This is a genomic window from Acidisoma sibiricum, from assembly GCF_057837225.1.
The window spans coordinates 1,024,549-1,043,041 of sequence record NZ_CM174445.1; the positions used below are offsets into that span (position 1 = coordinate 1,024,549).

An 18,493-nucleotide genomic window follows, 5' to 3' on the forward strand; every position below is an offset into this window, starting at 1 on the left:
GCAAAACTGGGGCTACAGCGGCGCGCAGGCTGTTTGCAGCCAGGCAGCGGCGGCACCGGTCAGATGCGGCCCGACCACGGCCACAACCCGCGCATGATAATCGTCCAGCCACTGGCGCTCGGCCGTGGTCAGCAGGTCCGGCGCGATCAGCGCGCGATCGAAGGGAGCCCAGGTGATGGTCTCAAACTCCAGGAAAGGCTTCACGCCGTCGGGCCGCGCCGCGGACGCTTGCACGATCAGCAGGTTTTCCAGGCGAATACCGTATGCGCCGGGCAGATAGTATCCGGGTTCGTTGGAGAGCAGCATTCCCGCTTTGAGCGGAATGGGGCGGGTATTGCGCGACAGCGATACCGGCCCTTCATGCACGGACAGAAAGGCGCCGACGCCATGGCCGGTGCCGTGATCGAAATCGAGCCCTGCCTGCCATAGCGCCTGGCGCGCGAAACCATCGACATGCGCGCCCGTCAGCCCCTCGGGGAAGCGCAGCGTCGCGATGCCGATATGGCCCTGTAGCACGCGGGTGAAGCGCTCTCGCAGCAGATCGGGCGCGGCCTCCGGCCCGGTCCAGATGGTGCGAGTCACATCCGTGGTGCCGTCCAGAAACTGGGCGCCGGAATCGATCAGATAGACCTCGTTCGGCTGAATGGCGCGGTCGCTTTCCGCCGAGACGCGGTAATGCATGATGGCGGCATGTTCGCCGGCGCCGGAAATGGCCGGGAAGCTCTCCTCCTTGAATTCCGGCAGGGCGGCGCGGAAATCAAGCAGGGCCTGGGCGGCCGAAAGCTCGGTCTGCGTGCCCGTCGGGGCCTGAATCGACAGCCAGTGCAGGAAGCGGCAGAGGGCAATGGCGTCGCGCGCCTGGGCCACGCGGGCGCCCGCCTGTTCCACCGGGTTCTTGCAGGCTTTGGGCAAGGCGCAGGGGTCGGCGCCTGCCGTCACCTCGGCGCCGGCGGCCTGCAGGCGCTGCGCGAACCAGACGGGTGACGCGCTGGAATCGACGCGCACCCGCTTGCCCGCCAGCGTATCCAGCCCTGCTGCCAGCGCATCCCGTGTCTCGACCGTCACGTGATTGCCAAGACGGGCGCGGATGTCTGCGTCGAGCTTTTCCGGCGCCATGAACAGGGTCGCGGTGGCATCCGCGCGGAGGATGAGAAAGCCGAGTGCGATCGGCGCGAAGGGCACATCGGCGCCGCGGATATTGAGCAGCCAGTTGATCGAGGGCGGATCGGTGATAACCGCTGCATCCTCACCGGCCTCCTTCAGAAGCGTGGCGATTTCGGCGCGCTTCTCAGCGGCGGTTTTGCCGGCCAGCTCTTCCGGGTAGGCCGTGACGGCGCCGAGCGGCGCGGCCGGCCGGTCCGTCCAGATGCGATCGACCGGGTTTGCCGCCAGCGGCACGAAGGTGACGGCGGGTGCGGCGCGGGCGATGCGGTCCAGCGCGTCTTCGGCGATCAGCAGCGGATCGTAGCCGATACGGGCGCCTGCCGGGGCCTTGTCGCGCAGCCAGTCTGCCGGCGGCTCGTCGGTGATATGGCGATAGTCCCACAGCGCGCCGTCAACCTCATCGCGCACCTGCAGGACATAGCGCCCGTCGATGAAAATGGCGGCGGCGTCGCGCAGCGCGATGGCAAGGCCCGCACTGCCGGTAAACCCCGTCAGCCAGGCCAGGCGTTCGGCGCAGGCCGGCACATATTCGCCCAAATGCTCGTCAGAGCGGGGGACCAGCACGCCGTCGATGCCGTCAGAGGCGAAATTGTCGCGTAAGCGCGAAAGACGATCAAAAAATGACAGCATGACGAAGGTTCCGTGAAAAGATATGTGCTGTAGTCATAACCTTAGCGTGATCATGCTTCCGTTGCATGTCAGATCGAGCTTCTTGCCGCATCATGCTGCAGCGCAAACTTGCTATATCGCCGTTCAACGAATGGCCCCCACAAACCAGGAAGGCCTTCTTCAGCCAAGGACATACTCCGATGAACGCCTTCATCAACACCTCTTCCACCGGCCGCGCGACGCATGGCGCTGCCTCCAGCTCCAGCCTTCTGGGTTCGGTTGGCCGCGTCGGCCGCTGGCTGCGCGATGTCAGCCGCCGCAACGCCGTGATCAACGAACTGGATCGCCTGAGCGACCGCGAACTCGCCGATATCGGCCTCAATCGCAGCGAAATCCGCTCGGTCTTTTCGATGGCCAACCGCGACGCCCGCTAATGCCGGCGCCGCTGCGGGTTTAAAAGGGCAGGTCCGCAGGGATCTGCCCTTTTTCATATCTGCTGGGTGAAAGCCGCGGCGGCTCACGCCGGTGGCAGCTGAGTGACCGCATGGGCCGCGATATCGCCCGCGCGGCACAGATAGATATCGTCCCGCGCCGCCGCGATATGGGCCAGCGCCCGGCGCAACTGCCGCAGCCGGAACGGCTGGCCGACGATATAGGGGTGAAGCGCGATGCCCATCACCAAAGGCTGCGACCGCGCCTGGTCCCGCATTTCATCGAACTGGTCGATGATCATGTCCGCGAAGGTCGCGGCCTCGATCTTGCGCGCGACGATCGCCGGAATGTCGTTTAGCTCCTGCGGATAGGGCACCGAGAGCAGGCGGCCGCCGCCGCGCGTGCGCATCCAGCCGGGCTGATCGTCATGGCACCAGTTCAGCGTATAGCCGTAGCCGGCTTCCGCTAGCAGATCGGGCGTGACCGTGCTTTCCGCGATCCAGGGGCTGAGCCAGCCTTGGGGCGCGCAGCCTTCATGCTGGCGGATCGCCGCCGTTGTCTCAGCAATCAGCCTTGCCTCATCCGTTTCGCTCAGAATGCTCTGGCGCTCGGCATTGCTGCGCCCGTGCCCGGCGATCTCATCGCCCCGCGCGCGGAAGGGCGCCACGATCTCGGGGCAGTAGTCATAGATGCTGCTGTTGAGCAGCACGGTCGCGGGCAGCGCCAGCGCCTCGAACAGATCCAGCAGCCGCCAGACGCCAACGCGATTGCCATAGTCGCGCCAGGCATAGTTCAGGACATCGGGCTGCGGCCCGCCGGGGGCAAGTTCCGCGCCCAGGCCTTCGCCGAAGGCGAAATGTTCCAGATTGAGGCCGAGATAGACTGCGAGCCTGGTGCCGTTCGGCCAGTCATAGACCGGCCGCTGCGTGATGGGCGCGTAATCGTAACGGCCGTGGCTGGGCAGCGCCATCAGGGCTTGCGCAGCAGCAGGGCGGTCCACTGTCCTTCCGGGAAGCGGGTGTCGAGCACCAGACCCTGGCGGCGATGGGCGGCCAGAACCATGCGTTCCTGCGTCGCCAGCAAGCCGGCGAGGATCGCATAGCCGCCGGGTTTCAGATGCTGCGCCAGCGCATAGGACATGGCGCAGAGCGGGCGGGCCAGAATATTGGCGAAGACCAGATCATAGGGGGCGCCCACGCTGGTCGCCCGCGTCTTCCAGCCATCGGCCAGCGCCGGGCGGATGAGTTTTGCGACCCCGTTGAGGGCCGCATTCTGCTGCGTGACGCGGACGGACCAGGGGTCGATATCGGTCGCGATCACCGGCCGGTGCAGCAATTTGGCGGCGGCCATGGCGAGAATGCCCGAGCCCGTGCCGAGATCGAGAATGGCGCGCGGCTTGCGGTGGGCGATATGTTCCAGCGCCCGCAGACAGCCGCGGGTGGAGCCATGCTCGCCGCTGCCGAAGGCGAGGCCGGCATCGACGGTCAACGTCAGCCGCCCACGGACCGGTGGCGCCGTCTCATGCGTGCCGCGTATGGCGAAGCGCTGACCGATCAACAGCTCGGGGAACTGCTCCAGATTGCGGGCAAGCCAGCCGTCGGCTTCGGTCGCCTGGCGCTCCAGCGGGATATCGTAGCCGGACAGGGCCGCCGCCAGCATCAGGTTGGTTGCCAGTTCATCGTCACGGTCGCCCACCGGCTTGACCGCCTCCAGCCGCCAGGGGCCCTCATCCTCATCGCGGAAGAAGCCGACGGTCGGGCAGATGCTGAGCAGCGCCTGCTCGTAGAAGGGGAGAGCCTCTTCCGGCACAAGCAGGGAGACGGTTTCGAGCGGGGTCGCGCGGCGGGCCATCGCAGGGTCTTTCTCGGTCAGATATCAGGCGCGTTCGACGAACGTATCCAGCACGCGCTTTTCGCCGCTTTTCTCGAAGGAAATATCGAGACGGTTGTCATCCACGGCGAGCACGGTGCCGTAGCCGAACTTCTGGTGGAAGACGCGCGCACCGACCGGAATGCTCTCCTGCCGGGGCGGCCGCGCGGGCTGTTCCCAGGTGCCGGGAGACGGCCGGGGGCGCGTCGCGTTCAGCGCGAAGGCGCCGGAGAAGACCGGCGGGGCGGTCAGCCGCTGCAGGCGCTCGGCCCGTGCGGCGCCGCTCTGCGTGACATGCTCGGACGGCAATTCCTCGATGAAGCGGCTCGGCACGCTCGACTGCCAATTGGCATAGATGCGGCGATTGGCGGCATGGCTGATGATGGCGCGGAGCCGCGCGCGGGTGATGCCGACATAGGCGAGGCGCCGCTCCTCCTCCAGTCCCTTCAGCCCGCTCTCATCCATCGAGCGCTGGCTGGGGAACAATCCCTCCTCCCAGCCGGGCAGAAAGACCGTGTCGAATTCCAGGCCCTTGGCACCATGCAGCGTCATCAGGCTGACGCGATCGGTTTCCGTGCTGTCCTCATTCTCCATGACCAGGGCGACATGATCGAGGAAGCCGGCCAGGCTCTCGAAATCCGCTAGCGCGCGCACCAGTTCCTTGAGGTTGTCGACACGCCCTGGTGCTTCGGGGGATTTGTCGGCCTTCCACATGGCAGCGTAGCCGCTTTCGTCCAGCATGGTGTCGGCTGTCACGACATGGCCTTCGCTGGCCAAAACCTCCCGCCAATGGGCAAAGCCGTTCAGCAATTCTGTCAGGCTGTCGCAGACTTTGCCCTTGATCGCGCCACTGGCGATCATCTGGCCGGCGGCCAGCATCAGGGGCACGCCATGGGTGCGGGCATGCAAATGAAGGTTGCGCAAGGCGGCATCGCCCACGCCGCGCCGCGGCAGATTGACGATACGCTCGAAGGCGAGATCGTCCGATGGCTGCGCGATGAGCCGCAGATAGGCGATGGCGTCGCGGATTTCCGCCCGCTCATAGAAGCGCTGGCCGCCGACGATGCGATAGGGCACGCCGATGGTGATCAGCCGCTCCTCGAAGGCGCGGGTCTGGAAGCCTGCCCTTACCAGCACGGCGATTTCCGCCATCTTGTGCCCGTCGCGGCGCAGCTCCTCGATGCGGCTGCCGACCATGCGGGCTTCTTCTTCCGAATCCCACAGGCCCAGAACCTGCACCTTCTCGCCGTCCGCCTCATTGCGGCCGGCGCGCAGGGTCTTGCCGAGCCGGCCTTCATTATGCGCGATCAGCGCCGAGGCCGCGCCCAGGATCTGCTTGGTTGACCGGTAGTTCGCTTCCAGCCGCACAATGCGCGCACCAGGAAAATCCTTCTCGAAGCGCAGGATGTTTTCAACTTCCGCGCCGCGCCAGGAATAAATTGACTGATCATCGTCGCCGACGCAGCAGATGTTCTGGTGCGACTGCGCGAGAAGCCGCAGCCACAGATACTGGACCAGGTTGGTATCCTGATATTCGTCGACCAGAATGTAGCGGAACATGCGATGGTATTGCGCCAGCACATCCGGGTGCGTGCGCAAAATCTCGGCCACGTGCAGCAGCAGGTCACCGAAATCGGCGGCGTTCAGGCTGCGCAGCCGCGCCTGATAGGCGGCATAGATCTCCTGCGCGCGCCCGGCCGCGAAATCACTGTCCTCGGCTGCGGTAATGCGGTCGGGCGTGAGGCCACGATCCTTCCAGCGCTGGATGATGGCCATCAGCCCCTGCGGCTGCCAGCGCTTGATGTCGATGCCCTCGGCCACCATCAGCTGTTTCAGCAGCCGCAGCTGATCGTCGGTATCGAGGATGGAGAAATTTGATTCCAGCCCGACGAGGGCCGCGTGCCGGCGCAGCATGCGGGCGCAGAGAGAGTGGAACGTGCCGAGCCATAGCCCGGCCACCGGCTGGCCGAGGATGCTGCCGATGCGCTCCTGCATCTCGCGCGCGGCCTTGTTGGTGAAGGTGACGGACAGAACCTGGCCCGGCCCCGCGCGTCCCGACATCAGAATATGGGCGAAGCGGGTGGTCAGCACCCGGGTCTTGCCGGTGCCGGCGCCGGCCAGCACCAGCAGCGGCCCGTCCAGAGCCTCGACCGCCGCGCGTTGTTCGGAATTCAGCCGGTTGAGATAGTCACTCACGCGGCCGAATGCTCCTCCGGCGCGGTCCCGGGCACGGCCGGGCGCACGCCCAGAATATGGGCGATGGCATAGGTCAGGTCCGGGCGGTTGAGCGTGTAGAAGTGGAATTCGTCGACGCCATTGGCCTGCAGCAGGCGCACCTGCTCGGCCGCCAGCACCAGGGAGACCATGCGGCGGGTCTCGGGGTCTTCGTCCAGTCCCGCGAACATATGGGCCATCCAATCGGGAATGACGGTGCCGCAGAGTTCGCTGAACTTCTTCGCCTGGGCAAAATTCGTCACCGGCAGGATGCCGGGCACGATCGGTGCGGTAATGCCGGCGGCCAGGCACTTGTCGAGGAAGCGCAGATAGGTCGCGCTGTCGAAGAAGGCCTGGGTGATGGCGCGGGTCGCGCCGGCATCCAGCTTGCGCTTGAGATTGTCGAGATCGGCCGCGGGCGAGGCGGCACGGGGATGAACTTCCGGGTAGGCCGCGACGCTGATCTCAAAATCGGCGACCCGTTTCAGCCCTTCCACCAGTTCCAGCGCGCTTTGATAGCCGTCTGTGCCGACATCCGCCTGTCCCGGCGGCAGGTCGCCGCGCAGCGCCACGATATGGCGCACGCCGCTGTCCCAGTAGCGCGCCGCGATCTCGTCGATTTCGCCCCGGGTCGCGCCCATGCAGGTGAGATGGGCGGCCGGGATCAGGCCGGTTTCGCGCACCAGCCGGATCACAGTTGCGTGTGTGCGCTCCCGCGTGCTGCCGCCGGCGCCGTAGGTCACGGAGACAAACCGGGGTGCCAGCGTCTCCAGCCGGCGGATGCAGGTCCACAGCTGGCTTTCCAGCGCCTCGGTCTTGGGCGGGAAGAATTCAAAGGACAAAGCCGGGGCCGGGCTGCCGCCCTCGGGAAGCGGCAGGGCGCCGAAGCGGGGGCCGCTCAGCCAGCGTTCCAGGGCCGGGCGCGCCGTGCCCGCGCTGTCCAGCAGGGAATGTCGGGGGTTGAGCGGGATATTCATGCGTGCAGACTCGCCGTGCGGGACATCAATCTTATACGGTATCTCTCCGTGGCAGTCTCGTGCGGTTCGTGCAAGACCGCGCTGACCTTAGGCGCACTTGGGCGACGGCGGCCGGGGTCGGGGCCTGACCGAACGGTCAGGCAGAGTTTGCGTCGCGGCCATTATGCTTTAGGTCTCTTCCGAACGAGATGACGTGATACGTGGTTTGACTGCTGTTTTTGAGGGGGCTGTTGCGTGACATCGAGGATCTGGGCCGCTGGGTTGATGGCGGCTGTTCTGCTAACGGGCCTCGCGGGCTGCGCGACCAAGCCGCCGGCTTCCGACCCGGAAGCATTGGCGGCTTACAGGCAGAACGACGATCCGCTGGAGCCCATGAATCGCAAGCTCTATGCGGTGAACAACGCGCTCGACACCTATGGCCTGAAGCCGGTGGCCCAGGGCTATGCCTATGTCGTGCCGCGCACGGTGCGCAATCACATCGGCAATGTCCTGGATAACCTCCATACGCCGGTGGTCTTCTTCAATGACATTCTGGAAGCCAAATCCCGCCGCGCCGGCGACAGTCTGGTGCGCTTCGTGGTGAACTCCACGGTCGGCGTCGCCGGTATCTTCGATATCGCGAATGGCATGGGCTATCCGGCGCATGAGGCCGATTTCGGCATTACCCTCGCGCTTTGGGGGGTGGGCACCGGCCCCTTCCTCTATCTGCCGGTCCTGGGCCCATCCGATCCGCGTGACGCCGCGGGCTTTGGCGTCGGTATCGTCTCAGACCCGTTCTTCTGGGTCGGCCAGGGGGCGATCGTGACCGACCTTGGCTATGCCCGGACGGCCGTGACCATCGTCAATACGCGGGCCGATCTCCTGAAGCCGATCGACGAGGTCAAGCGCATGGCGCTGGACCCCTATGCTACCTTCAGAAGCCTTTACCGCCAGCATCGTGAGGCTGCCATTCAGGCCGCGCGCGATGATAACCGCCATACGATCCCGGCCTGGTATCCGCAGCCGGCGGCAACCACATCTTCCCAGAACTAAGACCGGAATGAGCTTCAAGGACTCGGAGACGAATATGCGCATCCGCCGCCGTAGAGTGATGACTTTCTTCGCGACCGCCCTGCTGCTTGCAAGCTGCGTGGGCATGACCGCTCAGGCGCGGGCCGATGATGTGTCGCAGGCCCGTGGCCTGATCCAGAGCACGGCGTCGCAGCTCCTCGATGTCATCAACTCCTCCCAGAGTGAGGCGCAGAAGCAGACGGCGATGCAGCAGCTGGTACGCGGCGCGGTCGATGTCGATGGCGTCGCCCGCTTCGTGCTCGGCCGCTACTGGCGCGTGGCGACGCCGGCTCAGCAGCAGGATTATATGCAGACCTTCCGGCAGCTGCTGGTCTACGCCGTCACCGGCCAGGCCAGTACCTTCCAGGGGGCAAAGTTCAGCGTGGGCCAGGCGGTGCAGCGTGATTCGGGTATCGTCGTCGATACCAACGTGCTGGTGCCGGGCAAGCCGGCAGCGCAGGTGCAGTGGGTGGTGGCGACGATCGGCGGCCAGCCCAAGATCATCGATATCATCGCTGAGGGCACCAGCCTGCGTCTGACGGAGCGCAATGATTACGCGGGCGTCATTTCCCAGCATGGTGGACAGATCCAGCCTCTGCTGGACGCCATGCACCAGCAGCTGGCCCGCTTTCAGTCGAATGCGGCTGGTTGATCCGGCACTTTTCTGAGACCTGATGTGCAGCGCCGCGCCTGAAAAGCCAGTCTGACCGAGCGTCAGGCTGGCTTTTGCGTAGGGGCGGGTGTTTGCGTCCCTCCGCGCGGCAATTGTTGCGAAAATGTATAATGGAATTAGCTTGATCGCCTGCGCGAAGCCGCCACAATAGGGCCAGCCGTATCGCACGGTGTTAAAAGGATTTTCCGACAATGGCTTTTGGTCCCGACTTCCGAACCTATCGTGGCGCTTCGGCTGCCACGTCGGCAGCGGTTATCGATGCCGGCCTGCGCGCCTATATGCTGCGCGTCTTCAATTGGATGGCGTCCGGTCTGCTGCTGACGGGCATCGTCGCGTACGGCATCGCCAATACGGATGCGATCAATCTTCTGTATCCGCAGGTGCAAAGCGCCCAGGGCTTCCTGGTGCATCGTCCGTCCCCGCTCGCCTATCTGCTGATGTTCGCGCCTCTGGTCTTCGTCATGGTGCTTAGCTTCGGCGTCAACAAACTCTCCCGCCAGGCGGCACAGGCCATCTTCTGGGTCTTCGCGGCGGTGATGGGCGCAAGCCTGACGAATATCTTCCTGATCTTCACCCAGACCTCCATCGTCTCGGTGTTCTTCGTCTGCGCGGCCACTTTCGCGGCCACCAGTGCCTGGGGCTATGTCACCAAGCGTGACCTCACCGGCATGGGCAGCTTCATGATCATGGGCCTGTTCGGCATCATCATCGCCAGCGTGGTGAATATGTTCGTGCATTCGAGCGCCATGCAGCTCGGCATCAGCATCATCGGCGTGCTCGTGTTCACGGGTCTGACGGCCTATGACACGCAGCGCATCAAGGCCGACTACATCCAGTACGGCTATGGCTATGACGCTGAGACGGCCGGCAAGCGCAGCGTCTATGACGCGCTCGCGCTCTACCTGAACTTCATCAACCTGTTCATGATGATGCTGCAGATCATGGGCAACCGGAACAACAACTAACCGCGCGCCCAGCCCGGCCGAAAGGCCGGGTAACGGGTACAAAAAAGGCGGGAGACCTTGGGGTCTCCCGCCTTTTTTGGATTTGACGATCCTCAGAGGGTTTTGAGGAAATCGTTCAGCTTCTGGGCTGCCGTCAGCTTGTCGGTGCGGTCCAGCGCCGCCAGCTCGGCCGCCAGGCGGTCCATCGCCGCCTCATAGATCTGGCGCTCGCTGAAGCTCTGGTCCGGCTGGCCGGAATTGCGATGCAGGTCGCGCACCACTTCGGCGATCGCCAGCGGGTCGCCGGAATTGATCTTCGCTTCGTATTCCTGCGCCCGGCGCGACCACATGGTGCGCTTGACGCGGGCGCGGCCCTTCAGCACGGCCAGCGCGTCGTCGAACAGCTTGCGGGTGGCCAGCTTGCGCAGGCCGGCGGTGCGGGCCTTGGCCACCGGCACCCGCAGCGTCATTCGGTTTTCCTCGAAGGTGATGTGGATCAGTTCCAGCTTATGGCCGGCGATCTCTTCCGTCGCGATCCGCTCGACCTTGCCGACGCCATGCGTCGGATAGACCACGTAGTCGCCTTCGGCGAAGGTTTCCGGCTTGCCGCTGGGCACCGGCTTGGGCGCGACGGGCGCACCATGGGCCGGAACGGGCGAAGTCGCCGCGGTCGTCGTCGAGGTCGTAGCGGTAGCGTCCTCCGGCATCACGGTATCGGATGCTTCGGGAGAAGAGGCATTCATGGGCTCAAGCCTTCCGCGAAATAAAGTCGGACTCAACCGGGCGCGTCACAACAAAACGGCTGCAAAAGCCGCAGCCTGACACGGGTTCAAGGACGACGGATATAACGGCACGCCTCCACGCTGGCGGTGCGGCCCGCGTGATAACGGCCTCGTTTTTCAACATGGTTCATGCGTATATCACAGATCTCGCCAAAAGTCATGACCAATCGAGCGCGGGTATTCAGCGCCCTTCCCGGCGCCAGGCCAGGAGAAGAACCAACAGCAGCAGCGGCAAGGCGGCCCAGCCCGGCAGCAAGGGCGTCAGCGCGATCCCGGTGGTGACATGGGCGTGGTTGCGCCGCAGGCCGATCCAGTCCGTGCCCCCCGGCGTGTCGGCCCCATCCACCAGACGCAGGCCCGGCGTGCCGCCGGCGCCCAGGAAATGCGCGCTGCCTTGCGTATCGGCGATGACATCCGCGGCTTTGGTGGCCGTCGCGCGCAGATCGGTCCATTCGGGCGGGTCCGCCAGGTCGGATGCGGCATAGGCCGTGCGCGTGCCGTCCGAGACCGTCCACAGGCCCGGGGCGGCGGCCGGCCTGTCGAGCACGGCATGGCCGGGGCCGCGTGCGGTCAGGCTTTCCGTCTGGCTCTGCCCGTCCGGCCCGGTGATGGTCACGCTGGGCGGCGGGCCGGCCTGCAACTGCCGTTCATCGACCAGCAGCCGGCCGTCGGCCATGGCCGCACTCAGCCGGTTCTCGTCCAGCGCGGGTTCCTTCATCAGCCAATGGGCCACCCGGCGCAGCAGCTCGGCCTGCGGGCCGCCGCCGTCATGATCGCGCGCCCAGAGCCAGATCTGGTCCGACAGCAGCAGGCCGACCCGGCCCTCTCCGACATGGTCCAGAACCAGCAGCGGCTTGCCGGCCGCCCCGGTCATCAGCACCTGGCCGTGGATATCGGTCGTGTCGATCAGCCGGTACCACTTGCCCCAGTCCGGCGTGGTGGAGCCCGCAACCCCCGGCAGGTCGGCCGTCACCGGGTGGCGCAGTCCCATATCGGTCAGCGCGGGCCGGAAGGGCGCGATGGCAATGCCGGCGCCGCTCGCCACCGGCTGGCCGAAGGTCGCGGGCAGGCCGATCAGCGTCTGGTCGGCCGGGCCGCTCGCGACCGGCTGGGCCGGCAGGATGCTGCCGAGATCGCTATGGGCGATCGAGCCGACACCCGCGAATTCCGGTCCCGCCTCCAGCAGCAAGGCGCCCCCCTGCCGCACATAGCGGGCGATATTGCCGAGATAGGCGGGCGGCAGGATGCCCTGGTTCTGGAAGCGATCCAGAATGATGAGGTCGAAATTGGCAATCTTCTGCTCGAACAGCTCCCGCTCGGGGAAGGCGATCAAAGCAAGCTGGTCGAGCGGCGTCAGATCGTCCTTGTCCGGTGGCCGCAGGATGGTGAAATGCACCAGATCGACCGCTGGATCGGATTTCAGAAGCCGCCGCCAGGCGCGTTCTCCGGGGTCGGGCTGGCCGGAAATGAGCAGCACGCGCAGGCGGTCGCGCACGCCGTTGACGGTCACGATCTGCTGGTTGTTGATGAGCGAGGCTTCGCCGTCGAGACCCGAGGCGCGCAGCACGATGACGGACGGGCCTTCGCGCTTGACGGCCAGGGTCAGGCTTTGCACCTGCCCGACGGGCACGGTACTGGCCGAGACCGCGGCCCCGTCGCGCATGACGCTGACGGTAGCCTGGCCCCCGGCCGGCGCTGGACCCAGATCTTCCACCTCATAGCGCAGCGTCACCGTGCTGCCGATGACGCCGTAGCGCGGTGCGTCGATCAGCCGCAGCCGGCGGTCGGTTTCTTCCCCCTGCGCGGGCAGCAGCAGGTGGAAGGGCGCGGTAAAGCCCGGTTTGGCCGGGATATCGGCAGTCTCGCCGTCGCTGAGGGCCACCACCCCGGCCAGCTGGTCGGGCGGAATATCGCCGAGCGCGGTATTGATGGCCGAGAACAGCTGCGTGCCCTGGCTGCCCATTTCCGGCACCGTGACGGTGCGCAATTCGAGACCGGGGATGGCCTGCGCTTCACGTGAAACGGCAGCGCGGGCGGCGTCGATCTGCGCCATGCGGTCGCGGATCGTCTCGGACCCGCTGTGATCGACAACAAGGAGGGCGATATCGGGCCGCGCCCGCCATTGCTGGCGCACCAGCTTCGGCCCGCTCAGCCAGCCCAGCAGCAAAGCCAGCAGCAGCAGGCGCCACCAGCGGCCGGGCGTGCGGTTGAGGAAGGCGGGCACCAGCGCCAGCAGCCCGGCGATGCCGAGCGTGATCAGCAGCCATGGCGGCAGCGCCGGCGTGAGCATCGCGCCGACGACGGTGGAGATGCCGTTCATTGGCCCAGCCGCTCCAGAATGGCGGGGACATGGACCTGGTCACCCTTGTAGGTGCCGCTGAGGGCATACATCACCAGATTCATGCCGAAGCGATAGGCATAAAGGCGCTGCTGATCGCTGCCGGGAATCGTGCTGTAGGGAAAGCTGCCGTCCTGGTTCATGTCCCAGGCGGCGGCCCAGTCATTGGCGCCGATGATGACCGGGCTGACGCCGTCATTGCTGGCTTCCGGGGCTTCCGTCACCCAGATCGGCGCGCCGTCATAGCGGCCGGGGAAGTCGCGCAGCAGATAGAAGCTATGGGCCAGAACGTGGCGCGGCGTCAGCGGTGTTAGCGCGGGGATATCGAGCCCCGCCACCGCCTGCCGCAGCGCTTGTGTGGCGCCCGGCTGCAAGCCCGCGCCTGACCCTGTGCTGCCCAGATCGCTGCCTTCGGTGTCGATGAGAATGATGCCGCCGTTTTCCATGAACTGGTTCAGCGCCGCGGTGGCCGCACCCCTGGGCGCGGTACCGCCGGGCAGGATCGGCCAATAGAGCAGCGGATAGAGGCTGAGATCGTCCCGGCCCGGCACGACGCCCACGGGCGGACCCAGGATGGCGGCCGAGCGGCTGCTGACGAAATCCGACAGGCTGGACAGGCCGTCGCGCGATAGCCGGTCGGTGCTGTCATTGCCGGTGATGACATAGGCGAGGGAGGTCTGCAGTGCCGCGGGTGGTACGGGGGCTGCAGCCTGTGCCGGCACGATCGGCCCGAGGCTGAGGCAGGCCAGCACAACCAGCCCCGCCATGACTTTCCCGCGCCTGCGCCAGCGTAGCGCTCCGCGCACCCACAGACTGGCCAAAAGGTCGATGATCAGCAGCGCCACCGCCAGCGCGGTCAGCGCCGGCCCCAGATCGCGTTCGTCCAGCCGGCCGGACAGGCCAGCCGCGGTCGCGCCGGAAACGGGTGCGGCTGCAGCCGGCATGGGCAGGCTGGGACCAAGATTGAGCGCACGGCGGTCACCCGCTGTGCCGTAGAGGCCCGGCGGGGCCTTGGGCGATGGCGTGATCGTCCCGATCTGATCCGCCGCCACCGTGCTGGCGGCGGCACTCGGCGGAGTCATCTCGCCAAAACCGTTCATCACCGCATAAGGGGCAAGGCGCGCCTTCGGGTCGCCGTCACCGGTGCCACTCGCCAGATGGACCAGGCGGTCCAGCATCCCCGGAAACAGGCCCGACAGCGGCAGGCTGGACCAGTCGGCATCGGCAGTCACGTGAAACAGCACGATGCGCCCCTGGCCCAAGGGCGCGGAGGATACCAGCGGCGTGCCGTCGGCCAGCGTCGCCCACACATTGACCGTGCTCAGCGAGGCGGGATCGGCCAGAAGCTGGCGGCTGACAGAGACATCCTTCGGCACGGGCAGGCCGGAAAAGGGACTGGTGGCCGCAAAGGCCGCGAGCGGTTCCGGCTTGTTCCAGGAGAGCGCTCCGCCCAGGCTGCGATCCTGCCGCAGCAAACGCACGGGCAGCAGCGTGTCGGCGGTCTCGCCGGTCAAGGGGCCGCCGAAGCGGATGAGAAGCCCGCCCTGGCGAACGAAGCGCGTCACCGCCGCGACCTCGTCCGGGGAGGTCAGCGGCCGGTCGCTGAGGATGAGGACCGAGAGCGGCTGGCTAAGCAGTTCCGTCAAGCTGCCGCGGCGGATAGCGACATCGGGGCCCAGCGCGCGGTTGAGGTAGAAGAGCGGCCCCACCAATGGGGCATCGGAACCGGCGCCCGCCGTTGAGGCCAGACCCACGATCCGATGCCGCCACTGCCGGTCCAGCAGCAGCGTGCCGCCGGCGCTGGGCGGGCCGGCCAGGCGCAGCTTGGTCACGCTATTGGCCAGCATCGTCGGCAGGCCGAGCGGGGCTGCCGTTTGTGTCTGCCCGGCCGCGAGGGTCAGGGCGATGCGGTTGAGAATGCGGCCGTCGCTGCCTTCGGCGAGCACCGCGAAAGGACGCGCGACCGGCTGCGGCACCGCGGCCAGGCGCACGACCAGGGCGCCGTCGGTCTCGCCAGGCTGCTGCAGGAGTGGGGCGGCGGCTAAAGCCCGCGCGTCGGTAACGCTGCCGGCGCGGGCGAGGGCCGACCGGAACGCGGCTTCGCCGCTGGGCGCGGTGACGCCGTCATCAATAAAAAGAACAGAACTGCCCGCGTGGTGCCAATTGTCCATAGCGCGGGTATCGGCCGCCCGATCCGGCGTCCAGGGCTGCGGCGCGGCCGCAGCCAGCCGGGACATCGCGTCACGGGCCGTCATCGGCCCAGCAATGGCGGGCAGGCGGCCATCAACCTCGGCTGCGGTCGTCAGCAGTGCCACGGGGCGATCCTCCCGCTCGGCCGCCTGGATCGCGGCGCGCGCGGTGGCCGTGCGGTCAGCCCAGTCGCCTGCCGCCGCCCAGCCATTGTCGAGCACGATCAGCAGCGGTCCGCCGCCAGCCATCGGGCGCCGCGGATTGAGGACAGGATTGGCAAGGCCCAGGATGAGACAGGCCAGCGCCAGGATACGCAGCGCCATCAGCCAGGGCGGCGTCCGCTCGGGGGATTCGCTTGTTTCCGAGAGGTCGGCGAGCAGGCGCAGCGCGGGAAAGCTTTGCATGCGCGGCGCCGGGGGGCTGGCCCGCAGCAGCCACCACAGCAAAGGCAGAACCAGAAAGGCGAGCAGCAGCCAGGGCTCGGCAAAGATCATCGGTTGGCCAAAGCCTCATAGAGCGCGAGCAGGGCGGCATTCGGCGCATGGTCGGTGCGGTGCAGCCCGGCCTTCCAGCCGGCCGCCGCCGCGATGGCGCCCAGACCCGCGATCTGCGCCTGCAGCCGCTGCTGATAGGCGGCGCGAATGTTTTCGACTTTCGGCACCAGGATGCTGGCGGTCTGGGGCCCGCCGGCCTGAGCGGCGGCCCCCAGACCCTGAAACCGCACCCGGCCGCGAAAGGGCAGCTCGGCCTCGGCAGGGTCGAGGATTTGCAGGATATGACCGGTGACGGGCAGGGACGCAAAACCGGTGACGGCCGCCTGCACGCGGTCGAGCGGCTCCAGAAAATCGCCGATCAGAATGACATGGGCATGGCGCGGGATCGGCAGCCTTGGCGGCAGCGGCTGTTCCCGGATCTCGGGCTGATCGAGAAGCGCGGCAATGGTGGGCAGGGCGGCGCGGCCGGAGGCCGGGTGGGCGGCGGCCCCCAGCAGGCGGACGTATTCGCCCCCGCGCAGCAGCAGGGCGGCGAGGGCGAGGGCGAGCAGCACCGCGCGCTCCCGCTTCGGCGTTGCCCCCGGCGAATGCCAGCGCATGGCGGCGCCATCGGCGACCCACAGATAGGCCGTCTGCGCCGCTTCCCATTCCGTCTCCCGCACGAATAGCCGGTCGGAGCGTCCGCTCTGCCGCCAGTCGATGCGATCGGCCGAATCACCCTCGGCGAAGGCGCGGTATTGCCAGAAACTGTCGCCCCGGCCCGTCCGCCGGCGGCCGTGCACGCCCTGGGCAACGGTCGTCGCCACCCGCTCGGCGGCCAGCAGCAGCGGCGGCAGTGTCTGGCCGAGCGCTTCGGCTTTCAACGATCCGCGGTTCTGGGGAGAACTAGGCGCCAATGCGGGCGACCATCGCGTCGATGACGGCGTCCAGCGTCACGCCCTCGGCGCGGGCGCCGAAGGAGAGCGCCATGCGGTGGCGCAGCACGGAGGGGGCAAGGGCCGCGATATCGGTCAGGCTGGGGGACAGGCGTCCGTCCAGCAGGGCGCGGGCGCGGGTCGCAAGCATCAGCGCCTGGGCCGCGCGCGGGCCCGGACCCCAGGCGATATGGTCCCGCACCAGGCCAAGACCCGATCCGTCCGGCCGCCCGTCGCGCACCAGATTGACGATGGCATCCACCACCGCATTGCCGATCGGCATGGCGCGGACCAGATTTTGCGCGGCCATCAATTCCGCGGCCGTCAGCACGGCCACGGCTTCGCGGGCAGTGGTGCCGGTGGTCGCCAGCAGCATGGCGCGCTCATCCTCCCGCGAGGGGTAACGCAGGTCGATCTGCAGCAGAAACCGGTCCAGCTGCGCTTCCGGCAACGGATAGGTGCCTTCCTGCTCGATCGGATTTTGCGTCGCCAGAACATGGAAGGGTCGGGGCAGCGGCCGGTCATGCCCGGCCACGGCGACATGGCCTTCCTGCATCGCCTGCAGCAGGGCGGATTGCGTGCGCGGGCTGGCGCGGTTGATCTCATCGGCCATCAGCAGCTGGCAGAAGACGGGGCCTGGCAGAAAGCGGAAGGCGCGGCGCCCGCTCTCGGCCGCCTCGTCCAGCACTTCGCTGCCCAGGATATCGGCGGGCATGAGATCGGGCGTGAACTGCACGCGCTTCGTCTCCAGCCCCAGCGTGCGGCCCAGCGTATCGACCAGCCGCGTCTTGCCGAGGCCCGGAACGCCGACCAGCAGAACATGGCCGCCGGACAGGATGCCGGTCAAAGCGAGATCGACGACCTCGGTCTGGCCGAAAATGATGAGGCCGATTTCGGCCCGCAGCGCCGCCAGGCGGGCGCCCAGCGCATCGGCCTGTGCCAGAATCTCATCCGCCTCATTGCCTAGGCCGTTGGGGCGTCCCATTTCAAAAAGCATGGTGTTCCTTGGCTGTCGTCGCTGTCCACGAGGATGGTGACCTCACAGATCGAAAGACCCTATCTATATTTGATCTTGAGGCGAAGCCGGCTGAGGAAGATGGTGGGGAATGCCCGCAAACGCTTCCGTGACGAGGCAGAGCGGGAATCGCGGAGTATGGCTGTGTCTGGCGAGGCGAAAGGAATGAAAGAGCAAGGCCATGCGGGCGCTGGCCAGGAGATAGGCGGCCAGGACATGGGGGCGGCTGCCCGCGTGGCCGGGATCGAGCTGGCCCTGCCGGACCGTGCCACCATGGCCGAAATCCTGAACGCCCCGGTGCCGAAGAAGCGGCGCCCGCCGGCCGAATGCGGCGAGCTGCCCTTCATCATCAAGCGCGACGGCACCTGGCTGTACAAAGGCACGGCGATCGGCCGCAAGGAACTTGTCTGCCTGTTCGCGAGCGTGCTGAAGCGGGAGGCGGATGGCAGCTTCTGGCTGGAGACGCCGGCTGAGCGCGGCCGCATCGTGGTCGAGGATGCGCCTTTCGTGGTCGTCGAGATGGATTGGACCGGCTGCGACAGCGCCCAGATCGTGACCTTCCGCACCAATACGGATGAGATGGTGACGGTCGATCTGGATCATCCGCTGCGCTTCAACGACGAGGGCGGCGGCGACCCCAAACCCTATGTCCGCCTGCGCTCGGGCAATGGCGCGCATCCGATCGAGGCGCGCATCAGCCGGCCGGTCTTCTATGAACTGGCGGCGCTCGCCGAACCGCAGCCCGTGCGCGGCCGCATGATGCTGGGCGTGTGGAGTTCGGGGGTGTTCTTTCCGCTCGGGGAAATGCCCAACGACGAGGCATGACGG

The 18,493-nt window shown here is 66.9% G+C and carries 15 protein-coding genes; 5 read left to right on the top strand and 10 right to left on the bottom strand.

Translation table 11 applies throughout. The annotated features are described in order from the left end of the window. Positions 1-12: 12 nt before the first annotated feature. Positions 13-1,794 carry an aminopeptidase P family protein gene (locus AC3G7M_RS04985; RefSeq protein ID WP_489214602.1) on the bottom strand — a complete coding sequence of 594 codons (1,782 nt, stop codon included), beginning with the start codon at positions 1,792-1,794 and terminating at the stop codon, positions 13-15. A 179-nt stretch (positions 1,795-1,973) separates the two neighbouring features. On the opposite strand from AC3G7M_RS04985, the gene AC3G7M_RS04990 reads away from it, so the two are divergent. Beyond that, on the top strand, positions 1,974-2,207 hold the full coding sequence (locus AC3G7M_RS04990; RefSeq protein ID WP_489214603.1) for a DUF1127 domain-containing protein: 234 nt from the start codon (positions 1,974-1,976) through the stop codon (positions 2,205-2,207). Positions 2,208-2,290: 83 nt separating this feature from the next. On the opposite strand, the gene AC3G7M_RS04995 is transcribed toward AC3G7M_RS04990, so the two are convergent. The 4 genes from AC3G7M_RS04995 to metF are packed head-to-tail and all read right to left on the bottom strand — an operon-like array spanning position 2,291 to position 7,265. Then, positions 2,291-3,205, bottom strand: a complete 915-nt coding sequence (locus tag AC3G7M_RS04995) for a polysaccharide deacetylase family protein (RefSeq protein ID WP_489214604.1) — start codon at positions 3,203-3,205, stop codon at positions 2,291-2,293. Then, positions 3,175-4,056, bottom strand: a complete 882-nt coding sequence (locus tag AC3G7M_RS05000; protein WP_489214605.1) for a 50S ribosomal protein L11 methyltransferase — start codon at positions 4,054-4,056, stop codon at positions 3,175-3,177. The genes AC3G7M_RS04995 and AC3G7M_RS05000 overlap by 31 nt, the downstream gene beginning before the upstream one ends. A 24-nt stretch (positions 4,057-4,080) precedes the next feature. Beyond that, positions 4,081-6,270, bottom strand: a complete 2,190-nt coding sequence (locus tag AC3G7M_RS05005; protein WP_489214606.1) for an ATP-dependent helicase — start codon at positions 6,268-6,270, stop codon at positions 4,081-4,083. Next, positions 6,267-7,265 (bottom strand): methylenetetrahydrofolate reductase [NAD(P)H], encoded by a 999-nt coding sequence (gene metF, locus AC3G7M_RS05010; RefSeq protein WP_489214607.1) that lies wholly within the window; start codon positions 7,263-7,265, stop codon positions 6,267-6,269. Before metF ends, AC3G7M_RS05005 begins: the two co-directional genes overlap by 4 nt. Before the next feature lie 234 nt (positions 7,266-7,499). Between metF and AC3G7M_RS05015 the strand changes: the two genes are divergently transcribed. The 3 genes from AC3G7M_RS05015 (at position 7,500) to AC3G7M_RS05025 (ending at position 9,953) form a co-directional block, all read left to right on the top strand. Beyond that, complete coding sequence (locus AC3G7M_RS05015; RefSeq protein ID WP_489214608.1) at positions 7,500-8,297, top strand: MlaA family lipoprotein; 798 nt, start codon at positions 7,500-7,502, stop codon at positions 8,295-8,297. A 7-nt stretch (positions 8,298-8,304) separates the two neighbouring features. Next, the gene (locus AC3G7M_RS05020) at positions 8,305-8,967 is read left to right on the top strand and encodes an MlaC/ttg2D family ABC transporter substrate-binding protein (protein WP_489214609.1); all 663 of its coding nucleotides are present in this window, start codon (positions 8,305-8,307) and stop codon (positions 8,965-8,967) included. A 212-nt stretch (positions 8,968-9,179) separates the two neighbouring features. After that, positions 9,180-9,953, top strand: a complete 774-nt coding sequence (locus AC3G7M_RS05025) for a Bax inhibitor-1/YccA family protein (protein ID WP_489214610.1) — start codon at positions 9,180-9,182, stop codon at positions 9,951-9,953. 92 nt (positions 9,954-10,045) lie between these two features. Here the strand turns inward: AC3G7M_RS05025 and AC3G7M_RS05030 are convergent, their stop codons facing one another. The 5 genes from AC3G7M_RS05030 to AC3G7M_RS05050 form a co-directional block, all read right to left on the bottom strand. Then, entirely contained in the window at positions 10,046-10,675 is a 630-nt protein-coding gene (locus tag AC3G7M_RS05030; protein ID WP_489214611.1) for a CarD family transcriptional regulator, read from the bottom strand. A gap of 220 nt (positions 10,676-10,895) precedes the next feature. Next, on the bottom strand, positions 10,896-13,034 hold the full coding sequence (locus tag AC3G7M_RS05035; RefSeq protein WP_489214612.1) for a hypothetical protein: 2,139 nt from the start codon (positions 13,032-13,034) through the stop codon (positions 10,896-10,898). Continuing rightward, positions 13,031-15,736: a DUF4159 domain-containing protein gene (locus AC3G7M_RS05040; protein ID WP_489214613.1), complete on the bottom strand. Its 2,706-nt coding sequence runs from the start codon at positions 15,734-15,736 to the stop codon at positions 13,031-13,033. Before AC3G7M_RS05040 ends, AC3G7M_RS05035 begins: the two co-directional genes overlap by 4 nt. Next, positions 15,733-16,599: a DUF58 domain-containing protein gene (locus tag AC3G7M_RS05045; RefSeq protein ID WP_489214614.1), complete on the bottom strand. Its 867-nt coding sequence runs from the start codon at positions 16,597-16,599 to the stop codon at positions 15,733-15,735. The genes AC3G7M_RS05040 and AC3G7M_RS05045 overlap by 4 nt, the downstream gene beginning before the upstream one ends. Before the next feature lie 22 nt (positions 16,600-16,621). Continuing rightward, a complete protein-coding gene (locus tag AC3G7M_RS05050) occupies positions 16,622-17,647 on the bottom strand; it encodes an AAA family ATPase (protein ID WP_489214615.1) in 1,026 nt (341 codons plus the stop codon). A 183-nt stretch (positions 17,648-17,830) separates the two neighbouring features. Between AC3G7M_RS05050 and AC3G7M_RS05055 the strand changes: the two genes are divergently transcribed. Then, positions 17,831-18,490, top strand: a complete 660-nt coding sequence (locus AC3G7M_RS05055; protein WP_489214616.1) for a DUF1285 domain-containing protein — start codon at positions 17,831-17,833, stop codon at positions 18,488-18,490. Positions 18,491-18,493 lie beyond the last annotated feature (3 nt).